The sequence below is a fragment of the Agrobacterium sp. MCAB5 genome (assembly GCF_052114365.1).
In the GTDB taxonomy this organism is placed as follows: domain Bacteria; phylum Pseudomonadota; class Alphaproteobacteria; order Rhizobiales; family Rhizobiaceae; genus Agrobacterium; species Agrobacterium tumefaciens.
In genome coordinates this window covers 316,836-342,810 of the sequence record NZ_JBFREP010000004.1, presented here as the reverse complement: position 1 = coordinate 342,810, position 25,975 = coordinate 316,836, and the positions used below count along the sequence as shown (strand labels likewise).

Here is a 25,975-nt window from a genome sequence, read left to right as displayed (position 1 = left end):
CGGCGAACTCCTGTCGTTTGAAAATGTAAGGAAATGTGGTGGATCAGGCGGCGAGCTTGATGGGCGAACGGTTGTGGTTTGCGGCGGCCTTTGTCATCCGACCGGAACCGGTGATGGGCAACTCATGAATGACCCGCAGGCTGGTGCCGCCGCTCGCGTTGGGTGCAATACTGAAGGTGACGGTGCTTTCCAGAAATGGCGGAACGTCATCCCGCATCCTGTAACAGACCTCCTTCCCCGGGGTGATCCTGATCGCCTCGGGTTCAGCCAAAGCCTCCTTCGGCAACCAGTGTTCACGGAAGGCCGGAATGCTGATCGCACGCCAGACTTTTTGCGGCGGCTCATCGAGATCATATTCCAGCTCGATACCGGGTTTGGGTGCYGCGGGCAGTTCCCTGTTCATTGATCCATATCCTTCAGCAAGAGCTTCAGTGCTTCTACGCGCTGCGGCCAGTAGGCGCGGTATTTGCCAAGCCAYGTCGCAATCCGTGTCAGCCCATCCGGATCGACCTCGTAATTGACGAAACGACCCTGCCGCCGTTCGACGACCAGCCCCGCCCCCCGCAGCACAGCAAGATGCTGCGACATGGCCGGCTGGCTGATATCGATACCCTCACGCAAGGCGGAAGCGTTCTGGGCACCATCCGCGAGCTTTTCGAAAATAGCGCGGCGTGTCGGATCGGCCAGCGCCCGGAAAATATCATTCTCTGTCATGACAACAGATAAGCATAGACTTATGTGATTCACAAGTCCCGCCTCCTGCATTCGCTTCGCAAGGCAGGCTTTTTCTCCCGCACCCTCTTCTGCCGTGAACGCTTTATGTGCTCGCGCGTTTTCACCCGGCCTGATAATCTTCAGGCCGGGAGTGATCAAAACAAGTGACTGCATTTACGGTCTTTATCGCCATGGTGCTGCTGGTCGTCGGACCAGCCCTGTTTGTTGTCATCAGCAAGCAGCGGGAAAAGGCCATTCCCAAACGCCCCTCAACTGCCCTGCCCGTTGCCGAGGATGCGACCGGGCTCGACCGCCACTGGCAGTCGATCAAGAATGGCTGGAACGAGAAAAACGCGCTCTGCCTGCTGCATTCCAATCTGGATGCCTTTGCAGTGCGCATGGCGGCCGCGCGGGCGGCTGGGCGCAGCCTTGATCTGATGTATTACATGTGGAACGCCGACCTGACCGGTCGGCTGATGATGCGCGAGGTCATTGCCGCGGCAGATCGCGGCGTGCGCGTGAGGCTGCTTCTGGACGATCTCGGCGTCTCGATGTCTGACCGCATCTTCCACGCCATCGACAGCCATCCCAATATCGAACTGCGGCTCTTCAACCCAACCAGGGCGCGGGAAAACATCTTGTATCGAAGCCTGGAACTGGTCCTCCGGTTCCGAAGCGTCAACCGGCGCATGCACAACAAGGCGTGGATTGCCGACGGACGCGCCGCGATCGTTGGCGGCCGTAATATTGGCGACGCCTATTTCGATGCCGCCGAACGGGCCAATTTCCACGATTTCGACATTCTCGGTTTCGGCAGGATCGTTGCGGATGCCACCGAAATCTTCGACGACTACTGGAACAGCGCCGTTTCCGTTCCCGTGCGCTCGCTTCTGGCGCGCAGGCCGAGCAAGCTTGCCAGGTTAAGACGCGAGCTTGCTGCGCTGCCGAAAAGCGAGGCTGCCAAACCCTATCTCGAGCGCGTCGAAAACCAATATGGCAGCGGACATTTCCTGATGTCGGACCGCCTGCACTGGGTCGATGAAGCTGACGTGCTTGCCGACCCGCCGGAAAAAGCAGCGGGAAAACGCCGCAACGGCCACAACTTCCTGATGGAGAGCCTGCTGCCGCTGATGCAGGCGGCAAATGACAGCCTGCACATCACCTCCCCTTATTTCATTCCCGGCAAACAGGGCTTGGACATTTTYGCAAACCTTGCCGAGCGCGGCGTCTCGGTTGCCATCCTCACCAACTCGCTGGCTGCAACAGATGTTGCCGCCGTTCACGCCGGTTACGCACGGTATCGAAAGCCGCTTCTGCTGGGCGGGGTGCGACTGCATGAACTGCGTGCACAGGCGGACCAGCCAAGCTTTACGCTTCGCGGTTCAGGACAGGCGAGCCTCCACACCAAGGCTTTTTCCCGCGACGGCAAGACCGGCTATATTGGCTCGCTCAATTTCGATCCRCGCTCCGCGTCTCTCAACACGGAAATGGGCGTCGTTTTCACCTCAGCCCCGCTGGTTGCGCGCATGGACGAGATATTCAGCGAAGAGATCCGCCGCTCGATGAGCTTCGAGCTGGATATAGACAACGGCAATCGCATCGTCTGGATGACCGAAGAACACGGCCAGCCGAAGACATACAGGCGTGAACCGGACGCTGCCATCAGCCGCCGGATCGTCGCGGGCATCATGCGTTTCCTGCCGCTCGAGTCTCAGCTTTGACTTATCGCGGCCCTGACGACGAAAAGTCCGGTCAGGCCGCCGGTCTTACGCCAGCCTTGGCCAGCTGTATCTGCACCAGCGTGTCGAGGTTCTGGTTGACGCGGCAATAAAATTCCTCGTCGATGAAGGGCCGCAGCATGAAATCGTTGCCACCCGCCTTCAGAAACCGCGCCGACAAAAGCCGGTTGGTGGAAGAGGAAACGCCGATGATGCGCAACTCGTGCGARCCGCGCACGGTGCGGATGCGCCGTGTCAGTTCGAAACCGTCAATATCGGGCATATTGTAGTCGGTCACCACCAGCCCGATATCGGGATTGGCCTTCAGGATTTCGAGCGCCTTCGCACCGCTATCGGCAAGGCTGACGCGGAAATTATAACGCTTGAGGCGGCTGGAAAGCAGCGCCCGCGCCGTTGGGCTGTCATCCACGATCAGCACATGGTGGCGGTGGTTGGTGAGGAAACGACAGATGGATTCCGTCAGCATGTCCACGGCAAAGATATTGTCTTTCAGAATGTAGTCGACCACATTCTTGGCGATCAGCGTTTCGCGGGTCGCCTCATGAAACGTGCTGGTGAAAACGATGGTCGGGATCGAGAGATCGATCAGATATTCCAGCGCCTCGCCATTTTCCGCCCCCGGAAGATTGATGTTGGAAATCGCAAGCGTCACGGGTTCGGCCGAGTGTTCGTAGCACGCCTGCAACTCCTCGAAGTTACGGCACACCTCCACGGAAACGCCCAGCAATTCCTTCAGGCGCATGCTCACCATCTGGGTGAACACATTGGTATCTTCCGCAAGCAAAATGCGGCAATTGGTAAATGGCACACCCGAATATTGCATGCCCGTAATGCCCAGAAAATTCATTTTGTCCCAGTCCCCCGTCGTCTTTCACGGGAAATTAGCAGGCGTATTTTTCAGAATGATTAATAACACTTTTGCCCGAAAACAGTCGGCATACATGCTTACCCAAAAGAAAACACGGCCCCCGAGGGAGGGCCGTGTTTCGAATGCTTCCAGGAAAATCCCTCAGGCGCGCAGCAGCGCGTTTTCCGTATCGAAGGGGCTTTCTTCCACCACCTCGGCGTCATAAAGCGTGCCGAGAATGCGGATTTTCAGCTTTGTGCCAATCGTGGCGTATTCGGGTTTCAGCATGGCAAGGGCAATCGATTTTCCGATACGCCAGCCAAAGCCGCCGCTCGTCACACGGCCGGCAAGTGCGCCATCTGCATCGAAGATAGCTTCAGAACCACGTGCATCGACATCCGTATTGCCCGAAACGGTCAGTGTCGAGAATACCGATTTCAAGCCGGCTTGCTTGTATGCCACCAGCGCATCGCGGCCGATGAAGTTTTTCTCCGGACGCAGGAAACGGTCGAGACCGGATTCATAGGCGTTATATTCGACCGAAAGCTCGCGGCCCATGTTGCGATACGACTTTTCAAGCGACATCGACACCATCGCACGAATACCGAATGGCTTGATGCCAAATTCTGCGCCCGCTTCCATCAGCCGGTCGAAGATGTAGTTCTGCATTTCGATAGGATGGTGCAACTCCCAGCCCAGTTCACCGACGAAGTTGACGCGCAGCGCATGCGCCGTCGCCACACCCACGGAGATCTGCTTCGCCGTCAGCCACGGGAAATCCTTGTTCTCGAGGCTGGTACGGGTCAGCTTCTTCAGGAGATCGCGCGACTTCGGACCGGCAAGTACCAGCACGCCGTATTTCTGGGTGATGGGCTGCAGCACGACGGAACCGTCGGTGGGCGCAAGCCGCTGGAGCACGTCATGATCGTGCGCCTCAAGACCACCGGCGGACACCAGATAGAACCGGCCCGGCGCCCATTCATAGACGGTRAACTCCACCTTCACGCCGCCATTYGGMGTCAGAAGRTGCGTCAGCGCAATACGGCCGCGCTTCTTCGGCACGATATTGGCGAGAATGCTGTCCAGCCAGGCGCGCGCGCCTGGACCGGAGACTTCCATCTTGGCGAAGGCCGACATGTCAAGCACGCCGACATTCTGGGTGACGTTCTTCACCTCGTTGCCGACATGTTCGAAATAGTTCGAGCGGCGGAACGACCACTTCTCGACGATACGGCCATCATCCAGTGGCGGCGCATAGTTGTGGCTGGTGATGACATCCGCACCGACGCCGAGGTCCTCTTCGCGCAGCGCATAACCTTCCGGCGCATACCAGTTGGCACGCTCCCAGCCGTAAACGGAACCGAACACGCCGCCAAGCTTCTTCAGACGGTCGTAAACCGGCGTCGTCTTCAGCGGACGGGCAGCGGAACGTTCTTCATCAGGGTAATGCATGGTGAAGACGTTGGCATAGGCTTCCTCATTCTTGGCAATGAGGTAACCTTCCGTTGCGTGAGGGCCGAAACGGCGCGGATCGACACCCATCAGATCGAGTGTAGGCTCACCATCGACGATCCATTCGGCAAGCTGCCAGCCAGCACCACCGGCAGCGGTGATGCCGAACGAGTGGCCTTCATTCAGCCAGAAATTCTTCAGGCCCGGTGCCGGACCGACGATCGGGTTGCCATCAGGCGTATAGGCGATAGCGCCGTTATAGACCTTCTTGATACCGACTTCACCGAAAGCCGGAACGCGCACCATCGCCGTTTCGATATGCGGCATAAGGCGGTCAAGTTCCTCCTGGAACAGCTCATATTCGCTATCGTCAGAGGGACCGTCGACATAACAGACCGGAGCGCCGACTTCGTAAGGGCCGAGGATCAGACCGCCGGCCTCCTCGCGCATGTACCAGGCCGAATCCGATTCACGCAGAACGCCCATTTCCGGCAGACCCTGACGGCGGCGCTCCAGAATGGCCGGATGCGGCTCGGTGACGATATATTGGTGCTCAACCGGGATGACCGGAATATTGATGCCGACCATCTCGCCGGTCTTGCGGGCAAAGGAGCCGGTGCAGGAAATGATATGTTCGGCGATGATCTCGCCCTTATCCGTCGTCACCTTCCAGTGACCGTCTTCCAGCTGCTCGATGGCGGTGACGGTGGTGTTGCGATAGATGGTGGCGCCACGGTCTCGCGCGCCCTTCGCCAGCGCCTGAGTCAGGTCGGCGGGCTGGATATAACCATCATCGGGGTGCTGGATGGCGCCCAGCAGGCCGTCCGTCTCGCAAAGCGGCCAGATTTCCTTCACCTGCTCCGGCGTCAGCATGTTGACCCGCACACCGATGGTCTCGGCAATGCCGGCATAATACATATATTCGTCCCAGCGATCCTTGGTGCGGGCGAGACGAATGTTCGAGACCTTGGAGAAACCGACATTCATGCCGGTCTCTTCCTGAAGCTCCTCGTAGAACTTCACCGAATACTTGTGGATCTGGCCGACCGAGTAGCTCATGTTGAACAGCGGCAAAAGACCGGCTGCGTGCCAGGTGGAACCGGAGGTCAGTTCCTTGCGCTCGATAAGGACGCTGTCGCTCCAGCCCTTCTTGGCAAGATGATAAAGCGTCGAAACGCCGACGACGCCGCCACCGATCACCACCGCCCGTGCATGTGTCTTCATTTACAGAACCCCTAAAAAGCGCCGGCATTGCCTGTCGTGCTGCCAAATCGATGGGATGGAATATGAAGCGCCCGGCGGCCGTTCAGCCGCCTGATTGCGACATGGCCATAGGGTGCTGCGACAGGGGAGAAAATGCCGTCGCTGGAGGCGGGTTTCAAACCACCGTCGCCTTTTGAAGACGACGGTGGCGCACATATCCTGCGCATTTGCCAGAAACGGAAAAAACATACCGAAGAGAAAAATAGCCAGTCTCATTTCGCAACCACCTGCGAAGATGCACAAATCTTGGCGCGGTCTTTTACGTCCTTGCCAGCGGCAGCTTTTGCCGCGGCGTCCAGCCATGCGGGCGTGCTGTTGCGCATACCGATGGAAACGCTGTTGATGCCTATGACGAGCGGCCTCGCAAACTGGCTATCGGAAAAAAGGCCGGAACTGTTCGTGCTGCGAATGGTGTTGTCATTGCCGGCCATGTTTTCGGCCGCCGGCTGCTGGCCCTCAGGGCCTGTGGTCGCGGCAACGTCCGCACCATCCACAGTCTTCTGGACGTCGCGTTTGTTTCCCCCGGGCGTCTCATCCGCCACAATGCAAATCGGGCGCGAGGATAACTCCCCGCGCCCGTCAACGCCCATATCGGCTGCGTCGCCGCAGCCGCGGTAGCCGCAGATTAACTGTCCTTGCCGGCCGCCTTCAACGTCGCCTTCGGCTCCACCACGGTTTTGTCACCCGCCTTGCCCGCATCCTTTTCCGGTGCAGTTGCCGCGGCAGGCGCCGCCGCGCCCGTATGCGCCGCCACCGCCTTGTCACCCTCTTCCGAAAGCAGCGCCGCCAGCATTTGCGGATTTGCATCGCCTTCCACGTGGATGTTGAGGTTACGCTGCGGGAACGGGATGGCGATCCCCTCTTCGCGGAAGCGTTTCAGGATYGCGATCCTCAGCGCGTTTTTCACGCCAAGCCCATTCGAAAGATCGGCGAGGTGGAAACGCAATTCGAAATCCAGCGAGAAGTCGCCRAAACGGAGGAATTCCACGTGCGGTTCGGGGTTGCGCARTACGGGCGGCTGGGTGCGCACCAGTTCCAGCAGAATATCCATCACCTGCTGCGGATCGGATTCATAGGCAACGGAGACCGGAATTTCCGCWCGCATRATACGGTTGCGGTGTGTCCAGTTGCCGACCGAGGAATTGATGAATTCCGAGTTCGGTACGATGATCGACTGGCCGCGGAAGGTTTCAATCTCGGTCGCGCGCACCGAAAGCCGCTTGACGGTGCCTTCCGTCGTGCCTGTCACCACCCAGTCACCCACCTTGAAGGGACGTTCGACCAGCAGGATGAGGCCGGAGACGAAGTTCGAGACGATGTTCTGAAGGCCGAAACCGATACCGACCGAAAGGGCAGACGCCACCAGCGCCAGGCTGGAGAGGTTAAGACCGGCGGAAGAGACGCCGAAAATGGCCGCAACCGCGATACCGAGATAACCGATGCCGGTCTTGACCGAGTTGCGCACGCCCGCATCCACCTGCCCGCGCGCCATGACGTTGTTGTCCAGCCACTTCTGGAACCAGCGTGTGATGATRTAGCCKATGGCAAASACAAGGACGCCGCCGAACAGGCCGATCAGYGAGATGGAGGCATTGCCGACGGTGATGCCGGTCAGCAGACGATAGGCCCAGCTTTCGATATCGCCCGGCTGGAACCCCCAGGAAAACAGGATGAGCGGCACGCCGAAGGCGAGTGCGATGACATAGATGCCGAGCCCCGCCGCAAGACCGGCCTGATCCAGCGCAACCGGGCCGAGACCGTAGCGCCGCCCGAGATAACGACCGGCCAGGGATTCGGAAAAGGCGCCCTGTCGCGAAATCGCCTTGCCGGAAAGAATGCCGATATACATCGTTGCGAGCACCGCACCGGTGGCGACGATCTGCGTGGCAAGGAACCGCGCCAGCCCCACATAACCCGTCAGACAGGCACCGATCAGAACAAGCCCGCCGACCCTGAGCAGAATGACCAGCCAGCGCGGCAGGCGCTGGTTGCCGGTCTCGTAGTCCTGCCCCTCACCGATCACCGGGCGCAGGAACGACACGGTGAGCAGGATGATGCCAATGATGATGGAGGCAATGAAGCTYTTGGCAACKGTGACGATCAGCGGCGAATAGAGCGTCTCGCTGATCGTGCCRAACAGATAATCGAGACCGTTGACGAGCGCCATCAAAAGCACGGCCGAGGACAGMGTGTGCGCTCCGCGATTGGAAACCTGCAACAGACGCCATTCCGGCTGCGTCGGCGCAAAGATAGCGTAGCTCAGCCGCGACACGAAATAGACGAAGCCCGTAACTGCCATGGCCCCGAACAGGATCGGCGCGATATCGGAACGAAGCACGTTGAAATTATCGAGGAAAAATGCCGAGGTTACCAGAAACAGGAAAAGCGACAGCGACTGCACCATGGTTGACCAGAAGGCCACCGAAAGCCGCCGCAGATAGGAAGGCTCGCCGGAAAAGGCCCGCCTTTCCATGCGGCTGCCGAAAAAGCGATAACCGCCCACCAGAAACAATAGCGCCGCCATGATCGACAGCATCACTGCCCCGAACATCGGCAGGCGTTTGTAGTTCCAGACGAAACCCGCCCAGCTGCTGAAGGCGTTGTTGAGATTGGTCAGCTCGCTCACGAAGGCGGAAGAGGCGTCGCCCAGCGTCTGGGAAGAGACTTCGGTGCGCTTGAACAGGGTCGCGGCAAAAAGCGCCCGCCGAACTGCCGTTATGTTGTTGGAAATCTGCGCGGCGTTGGTGGCAGTGCTCTCCACCTCGCCGGCAATGGCATTCACCTCGGCACGCTCCGCAGTCAGCCGGGAGCGCTCCTCCGTCACCATGCTCGCTTCGGGYGGCTGTCCTTCCGCCGGGGCAGCACCAAGCGCGTCGAGACGCGTCTTGATCTGGTCCAGGCGGGTCCGCAACTTGGTGTTGGCGGCGGCAGCATCGGCTGCAATGGTATCGGCGCGTCCCTTCAGGTCCACCAGCTGCACGTCATCGCTGCCGCCCGCCTCCACCTGTTTGGCGATTGCCGAAATATCGGCCTTCCATTTTTCCAGATCCGTGCGCGCCTGCTCGACGATGGAAGCCTGGATAGCGACTGGTGCGGCCGCTGGCGCATCCTGCGCCGACGCCAAGGTTGCGGACGACAGAAAGCTGCCAAGGAGGGTGAATACCGCGACCATTATCGCAGCCATGGCGGCCTTTCGCCGCCGGCCGGATAAAGGCCCGCCGAACATCCGCCTACCGTCAATCATTCCGCCAAACATCAACCGCACATCCATGCCTTTCATATCTTCACCCAGCATCAGGCTATTTATCGCCTGCTGCGCGGAAAACCACCCGCAAAAAGCGAGGTTTTCGGGAGTTTACCTTGCTTTTCACCCGGAGAATCATCACCTTCAATAGTGCAGCAATCATGGGAGGAAATCATGGAATCTGCTGGTATTGGCTGGATCGCAGCTATCATCATCGGTGGTGTCGCCGGGTGGCTCGCCGAACAATTCATGAAAAGCAATATGGGTGTTTTCATGAACATCCTACTTGGAATCGTCGGCGCCATCGTCGCCAACGCCATTCTCTCGGTATTCGGAATCGTTTTGACCGGATGGATCGGTTATCTCATCGCCGGCTTCATCGGCGCCTGCATCCTCATCGTCATCGGCAGAGCCTTCCGGCGAGGATAGCAAAAGACAAAAATCCGTAAAATCCCGGTTTTCCAGCGTTTTCCAGCGCGACTGAAATTTTTTTGTCACAAAAATCGAAGAAATTTCATTTCCGCGCTGGACAAGCCGAAACTTCCCCTTTATAGCCCCCCTCACACCGCCACACGGTGTCGGTCGGGTGATTAGCTCAGTTGGTAGAGCAGCTGACTCTTAATCAGCGGGTCGTAGGTTCGAGCCCTACATCACCCACCAAAAACCTCATCTCAAAGCATTGAATATCAAGCGCAAATTGAAATGAGCGATTCTCGCTACGGCGAGCCAGTTTCCAGCAAATTGGAAACCGTTTCCAATTCTTGTTCCGTTCTGTTCACAATATTGACTCCGCACATCACGTGAACATATTAAGAACATGCTTAAGAGTGAGATCGACCAAAACTTCGAAAAATGGTGGGAGACTGTGAGGGGCGCAACCGAGCAGGACAAAGCCAGAATGCGCCTTGCTTTCGTCGCCGGTTGCCAGTTTGTCGAAAGCGCCAAGCCGAAGACATATCGGTTTCAGTCCGGGCGTTGGATAATCAACGTTCAAGCGACATCAAAACGGGAGGCCAAGGTAATTGCCTCTGCAAAGCTCACCCAGCGCGCCACCAAGCTGCAGGCTTCACCGCCACCCGGCGGATGGAAACTGCGGGAATTGGAGACACATCAATGAGCGACCAGAACAACAAAGCCGGCGACGGCATACATGAGAACCACTGGTGCGAGCACCCGAACTGTTCGCGCTGGGGAAGTTTTGGATTCAGCCGGTCGAAGGTAGACAAGCCATCGTGGCACTGCATTGAGCATTACCCGGAGCGGGGCATGTTTAAATCAGCCTCAGCCTCCCGGTGACAGGCGCTGACGCTCGAGGCGGTCTATCCTCTCCCGATTATCCAGAAGGATGTCACGGGGCGTGTAGACCGACGCTGAGTTAGCCTTCTGCTCATCGATTTGCTTCTGCATAGCATCGCGAAGGTCCTTGATCGATGCCTCCATTCTGGCCCGATCCTCAGCGCCCCGCGCAGTGCGCCATTCCATTTCCTTCTGCGTCACCATCCTGTCGACCACAGCGGTGATTGCCAGTTGCGATGTCTCGGCATTCTTCGCCACGATCAGGTCGAGACGATCCTGCCCCTTGCTGAGACTGTTGTAGAAGAACGCGCCGCCGGTCGCTAGAACCGTGAAGCAGACACCGGCCGCCGCCCAGATAACCGGCCACTGCGTTTTGCTCGAGTTGCGAAGCTCATTCGACAGCTGGGAAATGCTGGTGTTGATCGTCTGGAACCCGGTGTTCATGTTCGACCGGAGATCGACAATGTCCTTGCCCTGGTTCTCGACCCGCTCGGATAATCGGGCATATTGGGCCATCGGATCGAAGCCGTTGCTGCTCATCTCTTGGTTTCCTGCCATTATCCCAGCCTGCATGCGAGTGTAAGAAAGCCCCGGCCATAGGTCGGGGGTGATGTGTCAGGCGAGCAATGCCGCAATCTTCGGCGCCACGAGGGCGGACTTGAGCTGATAGGCTGATGCCGTCTGATGCAGCTTGTCCGACGCGAAATAGGTCGTGTTGTTCGGATCGGCCATTTCGGGGATGTTGGCATAGTCAACCATGTCATCAGCGAACGTCGCCCAATTGGCGCGGATCTGCGAATTGATCGACAGGCGATACGTTTCAGCCTGCGCGGTATAGGTGGCATCGACAACCTGGGTGTTGATGGTCGACGTGATGACCTTGAGGCCGAGGCCGCGCAGATAGTTGCAGTAGGCCACCATCGCGTTATAGATCGTCGTGTCGGTAGAGCCGGCGCGCAAGTCGTTGATGCCAGCGTGAACCCGCGCAACCCGCTTAGTGAGTTCTGGATAGGCGCTGATCAATTCGTTGATGCGGTTGCGGTCATTTGTGGCGTTGAGCGCGGTCAACGGTATAGATGGCTGGCCACAGTTAAATATTGCCGTGTCGGCCGGGTTGCCGAGCGCACCGAAAAGCTGATCCGGTTCCGTGGCAGTCATGCCGAGACCGGCAGTATAGACGGCAACGCTGCCCTGCCCCGCCGTGATGCTATCCCCGATCATGAAGACGCCCTTGGTCTGGCCAAGCTGAAGAGCCGCGACGGCTTCAAGGGATTTGCCGACCGACGCCATTTCAGCCGCCGTCAGCGCGCGCGGGAAGATGGCAACGGCCATGATCTCGCTGTAGCCGTTACCGTTCTCAATCGTGCCGCCTGTGAGCGTGCCGGCGCTCAATCCACCCGCCACAGTCTCGATGACACGGTTATTGTAAAATTTCACGTCACTGGCGCCGCTGGAATAGCCCATGATTGCTACGCCGGATGTCTTGGGCGCGCGGCTCTGGACTTTGGAGGCGTTGCCATTTGCAGCGTCAAGGATGCGTGCGCCACCGCCAGCCGTCGCCGTGTCTGGCGTCGTGGTGCCGTAAGACAGCGTCGTGCCCATCCTGATCCAGTAATAGGAGGCACGGGCAAGATGCGGGCGGAGAACCAGAAAAACCGAATGGTTGGCGCGATCTACAGAAAGGCCGGATGGAATGGTGTACTGGATGTTGGGGCCGCAGGTTAAGGGCAATGCGGCGCCGACGAGCTGCGACCGCTGGACGAAGGCGCGGGAACCATGTGTGGCCTGCACAGGATCAAAGGCATTGCCTGATTGGTCGAACGGAGTATCAACGCGGGCCGATACGTTCTGGCCGCCGACGTAGGTTTCAATCGCCGCCAGATCCAGCCGGTTGTTTGCGTCCCAGCCGAAAGTCTGTGGCGTCGTGGGGTTGGCGTTACGCGCCACTTTCGCGGCACTTCCTGCCCAGCCATTCAGGCGAGCCGTACTGATGAAAAACAGCGGCGCGACAGGAAGGCTAACCGGGAGCTTCGGGCCGCCCGGCTTACCAGACACCCCGAGAGACAGGCCAAGTCCAAGACCGATCATTGTGCAATCCTCACCAGCATTTCTGTTTCACGCCATGGGCGTTGTGTGACGCGACCTGGTTAGCGAACTGCCGGTCGTCCATCGTGATCTTCACGGCGGTTTCGAGCGTCGGCGTCAGCTTGCTCCAGCCTGCGCACACATTCGACACGTTGGTCGTCTGGCAGCCCGAAATGAGCGCACAGCTCAGCAGCAGCGGAAGAAGTGATTTCCACATTGGTTTCGTTCCTTGATTGAAGGACTTCGACGGTCTTTGCCAAAGCCTCTGTGGCGGCCTGTGAGCGGCCTTCTCGTTTGCCAAGCCAGTAGGAGCCGTAAGACAGCAGAACCGCGCAGAGAAGCCCACCAGCAGCGATTTTCAGCCAGTTGGGGATGAGTGCCCACATCACGACTTGACCTTCTGCCAGATGCCCCAGAGCGTTAGCGACAGGATCAGAACAGCAACGACAACACGCGCCCACTGCCCGCTCGTCAGTTCGTCGCGCTGGCTTGAGACAGCGTCAACCACATCAGGGATTGCGGGACCGATCGCAGCGCTGGCGCCAGCAAGGCCCGTACCGCCGATGACAGCCACGTCCTTCTTGGGGACGGCGCGAACAGCTTCGACGGTGTTGCTGGAAACGAACTCGCCCTTGGCCCAAAGTCCAGCTTCGGCAGCGCGGCGATTGACGAGGCCCTGCACGCGCTTGCCGCCGGCGTTTACCCACTTCATGAGCTCGGCCGGCACAGCGTCGTAGTCGCCAGCGTTGAGCTTTTTCAGAAGCGTGGACTTGTGGAGTGCCCCGGTGTTGAAGTCGAATGAGACGAGAACGGCGAACTGATTGTCGCTCAACGGCACCTTAACCAAGGAATTCACGCGGTTCTCGAACTTGCGCAGATCATCCTTCAGGATGTCTTCGGCTTCCTTGTCGCTGATGCGCATACCTTCGCGGACACGCGGGATACCGGCCGCCGTGGTGTGGCCATAGCCGATAGTCCAGATGCCAGCCACGTCGGGATATGCGACGAGCCTTTTGCCTTCCCACTGCATGATGTGCGAAAGCCCCGCCGCGTTGATGCGTCGTGCCATGGGTGTTCTCCTGATTGTGGGTTATGGGTGCCGGGTTCACACTGACAGCACTAAAAAAGGCCATCCGAGCATCGCGAACCACAGGTTTTAAGTCTTGCTAATTCAACTGAATGATGCACTGTTGACGGCAACCTTGGAGGGGGAAGTTGCCATGTGCAACGTGAATGAAATTGCTCGCTATTTGTACGATGCCGGCGAGGGCGGCAGTATATGTAATGAGCTACGAGATATTGATGAACGTGGCTTTGGCCACCTGTCTTATATCCCTGAAGCGAGGGATTGGAGTCATATGGGGTTCGTAGTTAGAGATGGTGCTTTGGTTTTCAGCCATATTCAGTTCCGCAAAGAAGCCTCGAAGGAATACAGATTTGGTCGGTGAACCCACCTTAATCCATACACTCCAAGACATTTCCGACACACTTGACAGAGCTACAGAGTTATTCGCCAAGAACGGACATGTCGCTGGGTTCGACTTTCTCAACTCAGTAAAATTTGTCCCAGATGGGTCGTTGCCGTCAGACCCGTTAAGCCCAGAATACAAAAACTACATGCTGGATTTGTATAAGACTATTTCAGGAAAGCCCGGCTACGATCCAGAGTCGTTCGAAAAAGCAAACATTTCCCTGAGCGACGCGTTGATCAACCCGTGGCCCTATCAATCAAAAGATGCCGCTGTCGTCGGCAGTTACTTCATGGGCGTTGCGCACCTAACTAGGGTTCTCGGTATTTTTGGTTGTAAGACCGTATTTGAGTACGGCACAGGATGGGGATATACCGCAACAATGATGGCTCAAGCCGGGCTGGCTGTTACAGCTTGCGATATTGAGCCTGTATTTTTAGACCGCCTAACGGCAATCTCAGCCACTCAGAATATTCCTTTGGCGACCTTTCAAGGTCGCTTTGGCGACATACCTGATGGAAAGAGATTCGATGCATTCGTTTTCTACGAATGCTTCCACCACTGTTTTGACTTCATAGAAGTAATCCCAAAACTCAAGGCGGCTCTTAATCCCGGCGGGAAAATTCTCTTGGGAGGGGAGCCGATGCTGGCTAAAGACGACCCAGCGTGGTCCTTGCGAACCGACGGACATGCATTGTGGGCCATTCGGTCGCACGGATGGATGGAGCTCGGCTTTCGGGAAGACTTCTTGATTGACGTCTTCAAGTCGAACGGGTTCACATGCACCGCCCACCCTTGCGAGGCGTCAGGGGCGAGCGGCTTTATATATGCGTTTCATCTTGAGGGTTGAAAGCTACGCTGGCTGATTTTCTTGGTGCTAGATTTTGTAGCGTTTGTTACCCCACCAGTTGCCAGTCTATATATGAGGTCACCGCAACGATTGTCGCCGAAGCCGAGCTGGTCGTCTGGGCCCACTGAAAGGCAACTTGACCAGCGTTCGCACCATTACTGATGCGCGCCTCAATTTCGAGTATCCCTGTTTGGTTTGCGCTCCCCGCTATATTTTTCGCCGCTGGATAGGCGCTGCCATTATCGGAATCTTCTGTTGAAACGACTGAGGTTCCTGGCACTCTCCACGTCTTGTCGAGGCGAACCCAACTCACCGCAGGCCCATTTAGGCGCCATGAAAACCCTGCCGCCGCCGGCGCGAAAAACTTTATGACAAAGCGTGCGACATAAAAGCGGTTCGGTTCTACCGGGAAAACCAGGCCAGAGTCGTTTTGCAATGTTGTGCTTGAGGCGCGAGACTCGTCGCCAAACTTCGTGATCCTCTCGGGTTGGCCGTCAAATGTATTATATCGGCCGCCGCCGGATAGAAGCCAGAAGCCATCACCTGGCACGTAATCAATAGGCTGGTATTGGCTGTAAACCAGGCCTCCCAGCGTTGCATAGAACCTGTGGCCCGTCACGTTGGCTTTGTTCACCCACGTCACGTTATTAATATAGGCTTGGGCACCCGCGGTGACAGAGACGAAAGCCGTGAAAGCAAGCGGCTCTTCAAATGTCACTGTCTGGTTATGAATTACCGTTATTCCGTTTGACTGCGATCCGATGTGAAAGTTCGTCGCGCCTTTGGCAACGGAATAGCCAGAATCGGCGTAAGTCCAGCCAAGATGCGTGGTCGTGATGTGGCTGCCAGTGCACTGGCCGAAGACCAATCCAGCGAAATGAACGGTTGCACCATTGTTCAACAGGCAGTCAAAATTTCCAGCGCCGATTGTCTCAAGTCTGAAATTTTTCAGCGTAAACTGGCAGATCGAATGGCTGCCGTCCACGCCTCCTGTGCGAATAGCATGGTCTCCAGACACCCGAAGTATCACAGCATTATGATTGCCCGAGTTGCCTGTGATGCTGACACTATCAGTGTCATGAATGCCAAGCGCCACACTTGATGCGATGAGACCATCAGTATGAACGCCGTCCATCAACCGAATTTCAACTTTGAACCCGTTCAGATCAAGTCTGTCACAAACGAAATCATAGGCGTGCTGAATTGTACTCCACGCGCTACCAGTATCCAATCCGCTATTGGAATCACTTCCTGCGCCGGACGGCGCCACGTAGTAAGTTCGGTTAGCCAGAAGCACTTCGCGCGATCGAAGCGCCAACAGCAGCGCCTGTTCAGCGTCGTCGCCCTGAGAAGCTGTCGCAAAATCTTCAATACCACTCGTTGCTGCCGTGCCGAGTCCGAGGTTGTCTCTGGCTATTTCGGCGGTATCAGACAGCTCAGAAAGATTGTTGGCTGTCTTTAGAACGCCGACGACGGACGCGGAATCCACGGTCGCCGGGTTCGAGAGAATGTAATTTGTCCCGTCATACCAGAGCGAATGATCCTGCCCAGCCAACAGATCGCCGGGGATCAGCGCGACAACGCCAGCCGGACCGACCTTCTTGATTACACGAGGGTTTGTGTCACCGAACTTGAAGGTTGGCGATGCAGTTGTGCTGGTGCGATTTACCCGAACCCGGATTATTTCATACAGATGGATGAATATCGTTTTCCCTTCTGGCGTCACGACATAATCATCGCCCGTACCGGACGTCTGGTAGACAGGGTTCGACTTGTTCCAGAAGCGCTTGGTAGCTCCCATCATCATGCGGCCGATAGTTTCGATCTGCGCAGGAAGACCGGGGGGGAACCCATCTGGCGCGTTTTCGGCGTTACGGTCGTCTCGCTCTGACCAGTTGTCATCGGCTATATCGCTCATGCAAGGGTTCCTCTATCGTCAATCCAGCCCAAGGTTGACAAGACGTTGAGTAGCAGGGTGCCACCGAAACTCTGGACCTCGAATTGGATTTGGCTATTGGTGTTGGTGAAAAGACCGCCGTTCACAAATGCCGTAGACGCCTCACTGGCTGCGGTTGTGATAGCAACCGAAACCGGCAAAGAGCCAGCACTTGCGATCCTCGTCTGTATGTTTCCAACAGTGTTTTGCTGCTGGGTTATCGTTATCTTGGGTTGAATCCTGACGCCAGAAGGGACAGTAAGAGCCAACAACGAAGACGCGATGCTTGAGGTGCTGTTGCGATCAATCGGGTAAGTGGCGAGATCAAAATGATTTTCGTTCTGTGTAAACGCTAGAATAGTGCCGCCTTTACGAATAATCGAACCGATGCGCCTTTTCCGGTCATAACTTGCCGGCATCGTGGGGGTCGTTGCCGAGAGGCTAAAAAGAGCGTCCACGACACCAGTATCGGATCTTTGGATGATCCACACGTGATAAGTGGCATCGATCAGCGCGCCGGTATCAAGGCCCCCGACTGGTACTGTTGGGGTACCGCCGGCAGCCCACGGTGCATCCAGTCGCTTCCCTAGAGATGATGACAGCGTCATGAGTACAGGAAGAACAGCATCGCTGGCGGCATGTCCCGCCGCGATGTTGATATCATTTACCGGATCTGTTCCATTGTTCGAAAGCGCTAAGCCGAAGATGTAGCCTGCAAGATATGATCCCGAAGCGGTTGATGGCGCTATGCTTAGTAAGAGATTGAATGCGGCCAATGAGGCAGAATACTGGATGAAGTAGCTGTTCCCAGCGACGATGTCATTCGCCACAAGAGCAACCGGGCCGCCAACGCTGTTTTTGACAACGGGAATTGGCGTTGAACCACCAATAGATATCGTAGTGGCACCGGTATTGCTCAGACCGGCGATAAAGGAAATTATCTGCCCATCAATGAAGCTGAACTGAGCAGCCGTGAGCGTCTGCGCATTCGACGCTCCCGAAGACGTGCCGCCAAACGAGACGGAGCCAGAGTTTGGCTCGCTTGTCTCTTGGTCCCATATCAGATTTCCGGTCGAATCCTTGACGATCTGTCGGTAAGCACCGGAGCCGTAAATGATCGCACGACCCGAACTGTCCAGCGTGACCGGATTGGGGTTAAGGATACTTTGGCCGCTGTTTTGCCAAGTGTCCTTCGGTGTCGTCGTTCCGGGGATGTAAAATGAAACTTCACCTCCAGCCAACGGCACGCCGTTCTGGTCAAAAAACGTTGTTTCACCCGTGGGCAGGATGGTGGCCATGGCTTCCTCAAAAGAAAAGGCCGCGCAATGGCGACCTGTCACTGGACTTTCGGATCATTTTTGCGCCTAATGGCGGCGGTATCCCCAACACGACTGGATCATGATGAGGCTCGTTCAAATCGCCCTGTGCATCGCTGGAATGACCGGCTTCTGGTATCTGATCAAATTTCTGGTCAACGGAATTTCCAACGACTTTGCCTATGGCTTCGGCGCGGGCGTTTTTCTCTTCGTCTTCATGTTCTGGCTATGCGAGCGCTGGGGGGTCCTGTTCGTGGTTGAACCCAGCAAGGGCGAATGGATCCCGTTCGACCGACAGCAGCGCCGGCCGAACAGCGATTTTTAACGGTTCCGGCGCTGCCCGTTGATGAGCTGGTTCGCGCCGGGTCCGCTTGTTGACAATAGCCGGTTGGCCGCCGGCCCGAGAATGCCCCCGTAATCACGACCAGTGCCGAGAGCATCCTTGAACCGCGTGATATCTCCGCTGATCGCCTCTGCCATCAGTCTGTTACGGGCGATATCCCTTGCCTGCTGCCCTGCCTGAACGGCCTTTCGGCCAAGAGAGAGGCCAACACCTGCAGCAGCGCCTGGCAACCCTCCCACCTGAAAGCCTGTAAGGCCAGCCAGAGGCGTGGTGATGCTGATACCCGGCTGAACCTGCGTCACCTCCGTCAGCTTGTTTACGGCCTGTCTCGGGGCTGTCTGCGATCCTGCGAACAGCTTCGCATTGGTCTGGGCAATACGCTGCTCGTCCTTCAGGGCCTGCACCAGCGTCGACGTTTCTTTTTTGCCAAGCAGTGATTCCAGACGAGCGACATTGAAGTCCACGTCTGCAATCGCCTGCCCTTTTGCCGCAGCATTCCGAACGCTGCTCACAGTTTGGTCGACAGCCACTCGGACGCCAGTCTTTGCAGCATCCAGTTCGGCAGGCGTGGCGTTCTTCACCCAATCTGCCCAATATTCAGGGCGATTTTCGAGTGAGTTCTTCGTCGTGCCGCCCTTGAACACCTCCAAGCCTTTGTCAAAAGCATCCTGGATAGCATTGTCATCCGCAAACTGCTTCTGTGCGGGACGGAACTTACCGCCGGTAGCGTCATCAATCTGAGTGATGAGCTTCTGGCGAACATCCCGCAGGGCATTGGCGACAAGCTTGTCCTGCCCCGAAGCGGACTTCGCCAGTGTATCAGCCTCGGCCCGTAGACCGGACTGGATCTGGTGCAGCCGTTCCGCATCGGTTAGCACTTCATTGCCGTTGGCAAGTTTTGCCCTGACACGAGCGAGAGCCTGCTCTACCGGACCTTGAGGAATATCGCTCGCCTTGCTCACCACGCCATTGATGCCGGGAGAAATGGCATTGTCGATGCTTTCCAGAACCGGCGCCACATCGACCGGTTTTGCGCCTGTCAGGGCATCCCCGAAGGCTTTCCGCGCGTTTGCAGAAGTCGTCTGCTTCAGGTTGTCGAGATAAAGCTTCACGTCTGGCGTTTGCGTGATCGCGGTATCGAAGGCGTCTTGAACCGCGCCCTTTGCTCCACCCAACCTGTTTTCGACCGCCGAATTGAGCACCGATCTCGATTTTCCGCCCTGATTGGCGAGGTTCATCGCCATTTGCTGCAGGTTGGGATCAATGTCCATCGGAGACAGACGAGGATTCCTGGCGAGTTCAGCGGCGATATCATCCGCAGATGCTCCAGATGACGCCAACGCATCCCGAAGGTTGTTACCTGCGGCACCAGTGGGCGTGACGTTCCTGAACATCCCAGTCAGCTTGTTGACGCCTGCACCGATCAGTTTCCCAGCCAAGGGGGCACCTGCGCCAAAAGCACCGCCTGTCAGAGCCCCCTTTCCCGTCTGTTCGATATCGCCGCCGGAACGCACAGCGCTGTCGGCGCCACCGATCGCCGCACCAGACAACCCACCCAGAAGCATATTCTGCCCCAAAGATGCCGTGCTGGACGCGCCCATGAGCGCCGGCGCCGCTGCTACGACGGGAGCCATGGAGCCAACTCCGCCGACGATGTTCCCGGCGACACTCGCAATAGGATGAGCGTTCTGCGCCTGCTGAGTGATGCCCTGCGCCTTGGCAAGGTTATCGCCATAGGTCGTATCGGGATTGATCACTGTGGACGCAATGGCCGCGCCACGCTCGGCCGCACCACGAAGGACAGGCCCGGCGACAGGGACACCTTCAAGCGCGCCGACCATACCGGCGCCGACAGCACCCTGCGCCCCTTCCAGACGTTTCTTCTGATCTTCCTCGGCGAGCAGCCTCTGCCCTTCCTCGAAGGATACATGCCCAGAGCCGGCAGGAAGTACCTGTGGCGAGGCTTGAGTAGTATCAAGCCCCCACACCTTCATTAGGTCGTCAGGCGCTCCAGCGGGCTTCCCTGCGGGCTGCGCTGGGGTCGTGACTGCAGACGGTGGTGAGCCAGCATCAAGACCCCATGCCTTAAGCAATTCCGCCGAGTTATCCACCTGCGGCGCGATCGGCTTCATCTCATAGAGCTGCTGGGACTGCTGCTGCTCGTCCTGCTGGCGGCGAAGCGCTGGGGGCGTGACCAACGGCGTGAAATTGGGCTGCTGCGTGCTTCCGGGTGGCGGCACATAGTCTGCCATCTGGACACGGGCTTCTGGCGTTTTCCCGCCCTGCGCTAGAGCGTTGACTGCATCAGCGGCGCCGACTTTCGACGGCGATGAGTTGTAGGCAAGCGCCGTGTTCTGGTCGAACTGTAAACCCGGAGACGTTTTCCACAACGCCGCCTGCTCCTTGGACAACCCTTTGTCCCAAGAGCCACCGCCCATGCCGAGCTTGTCGCTTCCGCCGACGTCGAAGTGCATGAGGTCCATCGCCCCATATTTGCCCTTGCTGCCGCTGAAATAGCCTCCCCACCTGAAGGCGTTGCCAAGCTCTGGATATTCCTGTTGCTGGATTTCGCGGGCCGCATGAGCAAAACGCTGGTAGATCGGGAAGGCCGCCGTGTCCTGATAATTGGCCAGCGGCTTCCCGTTTTCATCCAGAATACGAACGTCGGTAGCCGCGCCCTTGCCATGCAGCCTTTTGTCGCCGGGGCGGAAGCCAGAAAAGGCTTCGACCTTTAGGCCGGTCGCGTCTGCTGCTTTCTGGAGGATGTCGACAAGAACGGGGTCAACCTTATCGGCACCGCGCGCCACAAAGTTACCGACCGCGTTGAACTCACCAGCCATTTATTATCCACCATTGTTGACGGAGGGAGGGGCAACGAGGCCCAGAGACGTTGCATTCTGGAGAGAAGACAGAAATTTCTTCTTGTCGCCCTCAGACAGTTTTGAGAAATATTTTGCGCGGTCCGATGGTTTCATCAGGTCGAAGCCGTATGCGACCGGGTCGTTCTGAGCATTCCATTCCGTTGACCACTTTGCGTAGGACGATTCCGGTAACCCGGTCTGCATGAATGCTCGGACCTGACCATTCTGCATGCGCCGCAGCGATAGCGCCGTTTTGACAACATCCACAGCCGCGGCATTTGAGATGCCAAGACTCGGGTTTCCGGCAAAGGCTGCTGCGAGTTTGTCGTTCGTGCCGGTGTCGCCTGCGCCTCTCGCATACTGGACGAGATACTTACGCGCCTCGTCGTAGTTTTGCAGTTCTTCGCTTGGGTTGATGACGCCCATCGATGTGAGAAACGATTTGATTTCCTGAAGCTGCTCAGTGCCAGGACCGGTTCCGGTCGTGCCGAGGGCTTCAAGTGCCGGCAGTGCTTTCTCAAGCGGCAGAACTTCCTGCTGATAGGTGCGCTCACGCGCAGTATCATCGGAGTAGCGGTCGGCTGACGCCTGCGCTGTTCGGGACTGGGCCTCGATCTGCCCTGCGGCCGGAGACGTAACAACACCAACGGATGGACGCTGCGGTTCCTGCTGCACTGGTGCGAGATTCCCGCGTTCCACGGGCTGCGGCGGAGGCGCCAACATATTGCCTTGTGGCGCGGGCTCTGGGGTTGCTGTAAGCGGATTGACGCCTGCCTGTTCCAGTATCTGGCCCTTTGGCACCAGAACCGTGCGGCCTTGGTTGTCTGTGGTCTGCACCAACTCGCCGCGCTGGGCCGGTCCAAGCGTCTGCTGAATGGGCGCTCCAATCGCTCTGACACCTGTAATCGGGCTGATGGTTGCCGGTGTGATGGACGAACCATTGTCGACCATCGTGGGCGAGCCATAAATCTTGCCGAACTGATCCGCAGCACTCTGGACGCGCACGTTCAAGTTCTGGAGGTACTGGGGGATATCCGCGGGATTTGGCGGAATGGCCCCCATTTCCTCGTTCGCCATCTCTGGAGACAGGATACCCTGCTTGATCAACTGCTGCGTCGTCGACTGCAGGATCCCCGGACCTTCCGCAGTAGCGATCCGCGGATCCTGAGCAAGGGAGCCAAGCGTCTGTGACAGAATGCCAAACTGCTGGTGAGCGAGATTGACTTTCGCCTGCTCGGTATCGATCCCTTGCCGGGTCTGCTGAAGCTGCAAGAGCTTGTTCTGCTCGGCAAGGTTTTTGATTGTGGCCGTCGTGCTGAGCGTATCAAGCAGCGCGTTCGGGTTTGCCTTCGGATAGAAGGAAGTGTCGACCTCAGCCATACATGCCGCCCTTCGTCAGATAATTGTAACCGATGTACGAGTTCACACCGTTGCTGAGCGCGTTCGCAGCGCCATTGATGCCAGCTGCCTGAGCGTTGCCGCCCTGAATAAGGCTGTTGCCCACGTTCTGCCCTGTCTGGGTGGCGTAGGCGCCGGTCTGCGCCGCAGCACTTTGACCAAGGGTGGATACGCCGAGAAGGCGGTTATAGGCATTGTTCTGATTGGCAACGTCTGTATTCCACTTCGACAAAGCATTGTTGAACTGGTTCTGATACGTGCTGTCAGCCAAGCCTGTCGCGAATGTCGCGGCTCCCTTCAAAGCGGCGCCAGAACTGCCGAGGCCACGTGCGGCAGCGCTGTTCTGGACACCCTTCATTCCTTGCGCCAAATTGAACTGATAGCCGGGTGTTTTCTCCAACGCTGCCTGGTCCATCAGCTGCAATGGGATTGCGGATGTCAGCTCATCCATGCGACCGGTGAGTTTGTTCAGAGCGAGCTGTCCAGCCTCGTTGTATGGCAGCAAATCCTCACGGGTCTGCTGATACATCGCCATCTGTGAATCAGACGCTTTCTCTGCGGCTTTCGCCTGTTTTTTTGCCCCGATAACGGAAGCGCCCGCGCTGGCAACCCCGGCGACGGCTATTGCTGCTGCTGGCATGAAATTACCTCCGTCGATTGTCCGTCTATGGACACGAGCGATTGACCAATGGCGAGTACCACAGGGCTTGCAGAAATGACGTTTGATTGAGCAAAGCCCGTGAGCCTCGCGAAGCTGTTGAACAGCGCCACGCCTTTCCCAGATTGCCCGTGAGAGGCCATTGCGATAAGCGCCCCTACATGTCGGTGCAGCACAGGGATCGATGGTCCACCGATCCTCTCGGCTATATCGGCTCCAACCGCCTCGATACGAGGAGCGGACGATATCCACGACAGGACGTCCCAGCGGTAGAACTTTACACCGCCAGCGCATCCTGACTGCGCCTGCTGATCGTCCAGACGGTAAAGAAGCGAAAACCCGGCAAGGCGGGTCAGTGCATCGGCCGCCACATTCCCATCAGGTACCCGCGTGACGATCTCGACGCAATCGGTTCGGGTAAACATCCAGTGTGCCGCATCGCGCAGGCATCTGACGACGTTGCGCCCCCTATGCTCGGGCAGGAACTGAGAATGAACCTCGTAGACGCCATTCCCTCTGTTATGCAGAAAAAACCCGCCGCCCTCCCCCATCAGGAGGAAGTTCAGCGGGTGGGCAACGGCGTCCGACAGATCAACCGGTCCTTGGTCCGCAAACCCCACATAGGGGCGGACCTCAGGGTGATTAATGACAGCATTAATTCGTTCCGCCGAGAACTCCCGCCGGATGCATAGATTTTCGTCAATCATGCTGGTTACCCCGGCAAGAAGTTGATGGTCGGGGCGACAGAAAACGAAACGGTGACCGTATCTGCATTGAGCATCGGAATGACGCGTGATGTACCGAAAGGAACCGAAACTCCAGCCCGGGTCAGTGTCACCGACGTCAGGGTGCCCCCAGAAATCGACATGGTGCCGCGCTGGCTAGCCTGGTAGGTAACTGGCGATGACCCAGCGGTAACCGGCGCGACCGCGCCAGCGAGTGGTATGAGGGCATTGAAGAACCTCTGCCATATCGGCGTCACAAGCCCGTTGCTTGAGATCGGCTGATTGGAATTTGGAACAACCGGATCAATCACGTTGCGCACCTCTGAGCCGTCACCCACGCCCCGTTCAAACTGGTGCGGACCGGAGCCGACCACGACAATTCAAATACCCGGTCGCGCGCATAACCAAGCCTCTGCCATTGCGGCGTCACCAGATGTTGACCACCGGAGCCCATGGACTGCGTGACGGCATTTCCGAACGATGCGCCACGGTTATCACTCCACCTGAGCGAGATGATCCATGGGTTGGTCGTCATGTTGCCGCCGGTCTGACCAACCTCGATATCTGCGATAAACTGGTTGTACTGCATGCGCCGGCCGTCATTCACCAAGTGGGGAAACGTCCTGACGCGCGGGATCGGCACATTGCCGTCGAGGTAATAGTTTTGGTCGTAGGCATAGAGAACACCGTTCTGGTAGTCCCCAACGAGAGACTGTCCGTAAGCATACGAAAAGCAGTTGCCACGGTGTCGGCTGAGTTTCCCGTTACCGTCGATCGAGGCGCGCTCATGCCACTGGCCTGTCGCCAGTTCGTAAGCCCATGTCTTGTTCGCGTCTGGGAAGGACAGGACGTAGAACGCATGCCCGTCGATCTGATGGCAGTAGCCGATGGCATCCGAAATCGTGGCGTATGACTGAATGTCGGCTTCTATCGCATGCGTCGATATCCGCTTGACGCCGTAACCTTCCGTTCGAACAACGACCGCCTTCCCCTGCCGGTCCTGAGCAAGCCAGAACAGATAGATATCCTGTTGCGTCAATGAATACGGGGCAACGCAGCCGTGGTCGCAGAAAGCACCCTGAATTCGCCCGAAGGTGAAATCGGCCGCGCCAGTGTTTGCCCAAATCTCGGCTGTCAGTTCACCGATGAGCCACAACTCACCATGGATTGCCGAAACAGCCACGATATCATCAGCCGATCCGGTCTTTGCCGCTATGTCAAGGGAATCGAACGCTGTGCCGCCGACGAGCATGGCATAGGTGACATTCGAGCCGGAAATGTAGAACTGCGCCGTGCCGGGCCGGTTGAAGATGAAGAACGTATCAAGATACGTGACCCACGCCCCGCCGTAAAAATTTGTGGCGCTGATCGTCCCGAATGTGCGCGGCGCCATGTCGATCGCATAGGAAACGGTTGTTCCGTCCACGATGACGATTGCCAGCCCGTTATCGGAAAAGATAACCGGTGAGTTCGCCAGCGGAATGGTCCCCAGAGCCGACCAGACGAATTGATCAGAAACAAAATATACGATGCTCTGCATGGGCGCGTTCACGACCACATAGAGGTCACCATTGGTGGCACGATACGAAGCTCGCACGCGGCCGATTGTGGGCGATTGCGTTACGATCCGCAGCCCAGGGGTCGGGTAATGTGTGACCGGGACAGGCGGCGATCCTTCAGGTGGGTTCACCTCAGGGTAAAGATTGACGCACCGCTGCGCAGCCGCGATCAGGCTCCGCGATTGATACGCGCCGCCCAGAAGTGGAATACGAGCCATAT

The 25,975-nt window shown here is 57.5% G+C and carries 24 protein-coding genes and 1 tRNA gene; 7 read left to right on the top strand and 18 right to left on the bottom strand.

The window, feature by feature from the left end:
* Positions 1-43: 43 nt before the first annotated feature.
* Positions 44-403 (bottom strand): SRPBCC family protein, encoded by a 360-nt coding sequence (locus AB4Z23_RS12470; RefSeq protein ID WP_065658557.1) that lies wholly within the window; start codon positions 401-403, stop codon positions 44-46.
* Complete coding sequence (locus AB4Z23_RS12465; RefSeq protein ID WP_026330922.1) at positions 400-714, bottom strand: ArsR/SmtB family transcription factor; 315 nt, start codon at positions 712-714, stop codon at positions 400-402. The genes AB4Z23_RS12470 and AB4Z23_RS12465 overlap by 4 nt, the downstream gene beginning before the upstream one ends.
* A 164-nt stretch (positions 715-878) precedes the next feature.
* Here AB4Z23_RS12465 and AB4Z23_RS12460 point away from each other — a divergent pair, with 164 nt between their 5' ends.
* The gene (locus tag AB4Z23_RS12460) at positions 879-2,435 is read left to right on the top strand and encodes a phospholipase D family protein (RefSeq protein ID WP_421476664.1); all 1,557 of its coding nucleotides are present in this window, start codon (positions 879-881) and stop codon (positions 2,433-2,435) included.
* Between the two features lie 31 nt (positions 2,436-2,466).
* Here AB4Z23_RS12460 and AB4Z23_RS12455 read toward each other — a convergent pair whose 3' ends face one another.
* The 4 genes from AB4Z23_RS12455 to AB4Z23_RS12440 form a co-directional block, all read right to left on the bottom strand.
* A complete protein-coding gene (locus AB4Z23_RS12455) occupies positions 2,467-3,300 on the bottom strand; it encodes a response regulator (protein WP_003515447.1) in 834 nt (277 codons plus the stop codon).
* Positions 3,301-3,462: 162 nt separating this feature from the next.
* On the bottom strand, positions 3,463-5,976 hold the full coding sequence (locus AB4Z23_RS12450; RefSeq protein WP_421476660.1) for a GcvT family protein: 2,514 nt from the start codon (positions 5,974-5,976) through the stop codon (positions 3,463-3,465).
* Between the two features lie 251 nt (positions 5,977-6,227).
* A complete protein-coding gene (locus tag AB4Z23_RS12445; protein ID WP_421476658.1) occupies positions 6,228-6,557 on the bottom strand; it encodes a hypothetical protein in 330 nt (109 codons plus the stop codon).
* Between the two features lie 83 nt (positions 6,558-6,640).
* Positions 6,641-9,310 (bottom strand): mechanosensitive ion channel family protein, encoded by a 2,670-nt coding sequence (locus tag AB4Z23_RS12440; protein ID WP_041694439.1) that lies wholly within the window; start codon positions 9,308-9,310, stop codon positions 6,641-6,643.
* A gap of 123 nt (positions 9,311-9,433) precedes the next feature.
* Here AB4Z23_RS12440 and AB4Z23_RS12435 point away from each other — a divergent pair, with 123 nt between their 5' ends.
* From AB4Z23_RS12435 to AB4Z23_RS12425, 3 genes are all read left to right on the top strand, one after another.
* Positions 9,434-9,688 carry a GlsB/YeaQ/YmgE family stress response membrane protein gene (locus tag AB4Z23_RS12435; protein WP_003515453.1) on the top strand — a complete coding sequence of 85 codons (255 nt, stop codon included), beginning with the start codon at positions 9,434-9,436 and terminating at the stop codon, positions 9,686-9,688.
* A 155-nt stretch (positions 9,689-9,843) separates the two neighbouring features.
* Positions 9,844-9,919, top strand: a tRNA-Lys gene (locus AB4Z23_RS12430).
* A 157-nt stretch (positions 9,920-10,076) separates the two neighbouring features.
* Positions 10,077-10,376: a hypothetical protein gene (locus tag AB4Z23_RS12425; protein ID WP_441360232.1), complete on the top strand. Its 300-nt coding sequence runs from the start codon at positions 10,077-10,079 to the stop codon at positions 10,374-10,376.
* 164 nt (positions 10,377-10,540) lie between these two features.
* Here the strand turns inward: AB4Z23_RS12425 and AB4Z23_RS12420 are convergent, their stop codons facing one another.
* From AB4Z23_RS12420 to AB4Z23_RS12405, 4 genes are all read right to left on the bottom strand, one after another.
* Positions 10,541-11,095: a hypothetical protein gene (locus AB4Z23_RS12420; RefSeq protein ID WP_441360231.1), complete on the bottom strand. Its 555-nt coding sequence runs from the start codon at positions 11,093-11,095 to the stop codon at positions 10,541-10,543.
* 75 nt (positions 11,096-11,170) lie between these two features.
* Positions 11,171-12,643, bottom strand: coding sequence for an SGNH/GDSL hydrolase family protein (locus AB4Z23_RS12415; RefSeq protein ID WP_441360230.1), 1,473 nt, complete (start codon positions 12,641-12,643; stop codon positions 11,171-11,173).
* 10 nt (positions 12,644-12,653) lie between these two features.
* Complete coding sequence (locus AB4Z23_RS12410) at positions 12,654-12,857, bottom strand: hypothetical protein (RefSeq protein WP_441360229.1); 204 nt, start codon at positions 12,855-12,857, stop codon at positions 12,654-12,656.
* 168 nt (positions 12,858-13,025) lie between these two features.
* Positions 13,026-13,709, bottom strand: coding sequence for a lysozyme (locus tag AB4Z23_RS12405; protein WP_441360228.1), 684 nt, complete (start codon positions 13,707-13,709; stop codon positions 13,026-13,028).
* A 151-nt stretch (positions 13,710-13,860) separates the two neighbouring features.
* Here AB4Z23_RS12405 and AB4Z23_RS12400 point away from each other — a divergent pair, with 151 nt between their 5' ends.
* Both AB4Z23_RS12400 and AB4Z23_RS12395 read left to right on the top strand, forming a co-directional pair.
* A complete protein-coding gene (locus tag AB4Z23_RS12400; RefSeq protein ID WP_441360227.1) occupies positions 13,861-14,088 on the top strand; it encodes a hypothetical protein in 228 nt (75 codons plus the stop codon).
* A complete protein-coding gene (locus AB4Z23_RS12395; RefSeq protein ID WP_441360226.1) occupies positions 14,078-14,959 on the top strand; it encodes a class I SAM-dependent methyltransferase in 882 nt (293 codons plus the stop codon). The genes AB4Z23_RS12400 and AB4Z23_RS12395 overlap by 11 nt, the downstream gene beginning before the upstream one ends.
* Before the next feature lie 46 nt (positions 14,960-15,005).
* On the opposite strand, the gene AB4Z23_RS12390 is transcribed toward AB4Z23_RS12395, so the two are convergent.
* Together AB4Z23_RS12390 and AB4Z23_RS12385 are read right to left on the bottom strand one after the other, a co-directional pair.
* Positions 15,006-16,877 carry a hypothetical protein gene (locus tag AB4Z23_RS12390; RefSeq protein ID WP_441360225.1) on the bottom strand — a complete coding sequence of 624 codons (1,872 nt, stop codon included), beginning with the start codon at positions 16,875-16,877 and terminating at the stop codon, positions 15,006-15,008.
* The gene (locus AB4Z23_RS12385) at positions 16,874-18,193 is read right to left on the bottom strand and encodes a hypothetical protein (protein WP_441360224.1); all 1,320 of its coding nucleotides are present in this window, start codon (positions 18,191-18,193) and stop codon (positions 16,874-16,876) included. The genes AB4Z23_RS12390 and AB4Z23_RS12385 overlap by 4 nt, the downstream gene beginning before the upstream one ends.
* A 100-nt stretch (positions 18,194-18,293) precedes the next feature.
* On the opposite strand from AB4Z23_RS12385, the gene AB4Z23_RS12380 reads away from it, so the two are divergent.
* Positions 18,294-18,536 (top strand): hypothetical protein, encoded by a 243-nt coding sequence (locus AB4Z23_RS12380; RefSeq protein WP_441360223.1) that lies wholly within the window; start codon positions 18,294-18,296, stop codon positions 18,534-18,536.
* Here AB4Z23_RS12380 and AB4Z23_RS12375 read toward each other — a convergent pair.
* Genes AB4Z23_RS12375 through AB4Z23_RS12350 form a run of 6 tightly spaced genes read right to left on the bottom strand, consistent with a single transcriptional unit; the run spans position 18,533 to position 25,973 of the window.
* Positions 18,533-21,394, bottom strand: coding sequence for a hypothetical protein (locus AB4Z23_RS12375; protein WP_441360222.1), 2,862 nt, complete (start codon positions 21,392-21,394; stop codon positions 18,533-18,535). The two genes, AB4Z23_RS12380 and AB4Z23_RS12375, sit on opposite strands and share 4 nt — an antisense overlap.
* A 3-nt stretch (positions 21,395-21,397) precedes the next feature.
* The gene (locus AB4Z23_RS12370) at positions 21,398-22,795 is read right to left on the bottom strand and encodes a hypothetical protein (protein WP_441360221.1); all 1,398 of its coding nucleotides are present in this window, start codon (positions 22,793-22,795) and stop codon (positions 21,398-21,400) included.
* Positions 22,788-23,453, bottom strand: a complete 666-nt coding sequence (locus tag AB4Z23_RS12365; RefSeq protein ID WP_441360220.1) for a DNA transfer protein p32 — start codon at positions 23,451-23,453, stop codon at positions 22,788-22,790. Before AB4Z23_RS12365 ends, AB4Z23_RS12370 begins: the two co-directional genes overlap by 8 nt.
* Entirely contained in the window at positions 23,435-24,178 is a 744-nt protein-coding gene (locus AB4Z23_RS12360) for a hypothetical protein (RefSeq protein WP_441360219.1), read from the bottom strand. The genes AB4Z23_RS12365 and AB4Z23_RS12360 overlap by 19 nt, the downstream gene beginning before the upstream one ends.
* A 5-nt stretch (positions 24,179-24,183) precedes the next feature.
* Positions 24,184-24,507: a hypothetical protein gene (locus tag AB4Z23_RS12355; RefSeq protein WP_441360218.1), complete on the bottom strand. Its 324-nt coding sequence runs from the start codon at positions 24,505-24,507 to the stop codon at positions 24,184-24,186.
* Complete coding sequence (locus AB4Z23_RS12350) at positions 24,504-25,973, bottom strand: hypothetical protein (protein WP_441360217.1); 1,470 nt, start codon at positions 25,971-25,973, stop codon at positions 24,504-24,506. Before AB4Z23_RS12350 ends, AB4Z23_RS12355 begins: the two co-directional genes overlap by 4 nt.
* Between the last annotated feature and the right edge of the window lie 2 nt (positions 25,974-25,975).

Bases quoted from the DNA above. Each gene is read 5' to 3' on its own strand.
- AB4Z23_RS12435 (WP_003515453.1), top strand. From the start codon at position 9,434: ATGGAATCTGCTGGTATTGGCTGGATCGCAGCTATCATCATCGGTGGT.
- AB4Z23_RS12425 (WP_441360232.1), top strand. From the start codon at position 10,077: ATGCTTAAGAGTGAGATCGACCAAAACTTCGAAAAATGGTGGGAGACT.
- AB4Z23_RS12420 (WP_441360231.1), bottom strand. From the start codon at position 11,095: ATGAGCAGCAACGGCTTCGATCCGATGGCCCAATATGCCCGATTATCC.
- AB4Z23_RS12415 (WP_441360230.1), bottom strand. From the start codon at position 12,643: ATGATCGGTCTTGGACTTGGCCTGTCTCTCGGGGTGTCTGGTAAGCCG.
- AB4Z23_RS12410 (WP_441360229.1), bottom strand. From the start codon at position 12,857: ATGTGGAAATCACTTCTTCCGCTGCTGCTGAGCTGTGCGCTCATTTCG.
- AB4Z23_RS12405 (WP_441360228.1), bottom strand. From the start codon at position 13,709: ATGGCACGACGCATCAACGCGGCGGGGCTTTCGCACATCATGCAGTGG.
- AB4Z23_RS12400 (WP_441360227.1), top strand. From the start codon at position 13,861: ATGTGCAACGTGAATGAAATTGCTCGCTATTTGTACGATGCCGGCGAG.
- AB4Z23_RS12390 (WP_441360225.1), bottom strand. From the start codon at position 16,877: ATGAGCGATATAGCCGATGACAACTGGTCAGAGCGAGACGACCGTAAC.
- AB4Z23_RS12385 (WP_441360224.1), bottom strand. From the start codon at position 18,193: ATGGCCACCATCCTGCCCACGGGTGAAACAACGTTTTTTGACCAGAAC.
- AB4Z23_RS12380 (WP_441360223.1), top strand. From the start codon at position 18,294: ATGATGAGGCTCGTTCAAATCGCCCTGTGCATCGCTGGAATGACCGGC.
- AB4Z23_RS12375 (WP_441360222.1), bottom strand. From the start codon at position 21,394: ATGGCTGGTGAGTTCAACGCGGTCGGTAACTTTGTGGCGCGCGGTGCC.
- AB4Z23_RS12370 (WP_441360221.1), bottom strand. From the start codon at position 22,795: ATGGCTGAGGTCGACACTTCCTTCTATCCGAAGGCAAACCCGAACGCG.
- AB4Z23_RS12365 (WP_441360220.1), bottom strand. From the start codon at position 23,453: ATGCCAGCAGCAGCAATAGCCGTCGCCGGGGTTGCCAGCGCGGGCGCT.
- AB4Z23_RS12360 (WP_441360219.1), bottom strand. From the start codon at position 24,178: ATGATTGACGAAAATCTATGCATCCGGCGGGAGTTCTCGGCGGAACGA.
- AB4Z23_RS12350 (WP_441360217.1), bottom strand. From the start codon at position 25,973: ATGGCTCGTATTCCACTTCTGGGCGGCGCGTATCAATCGCGGAGCCTG.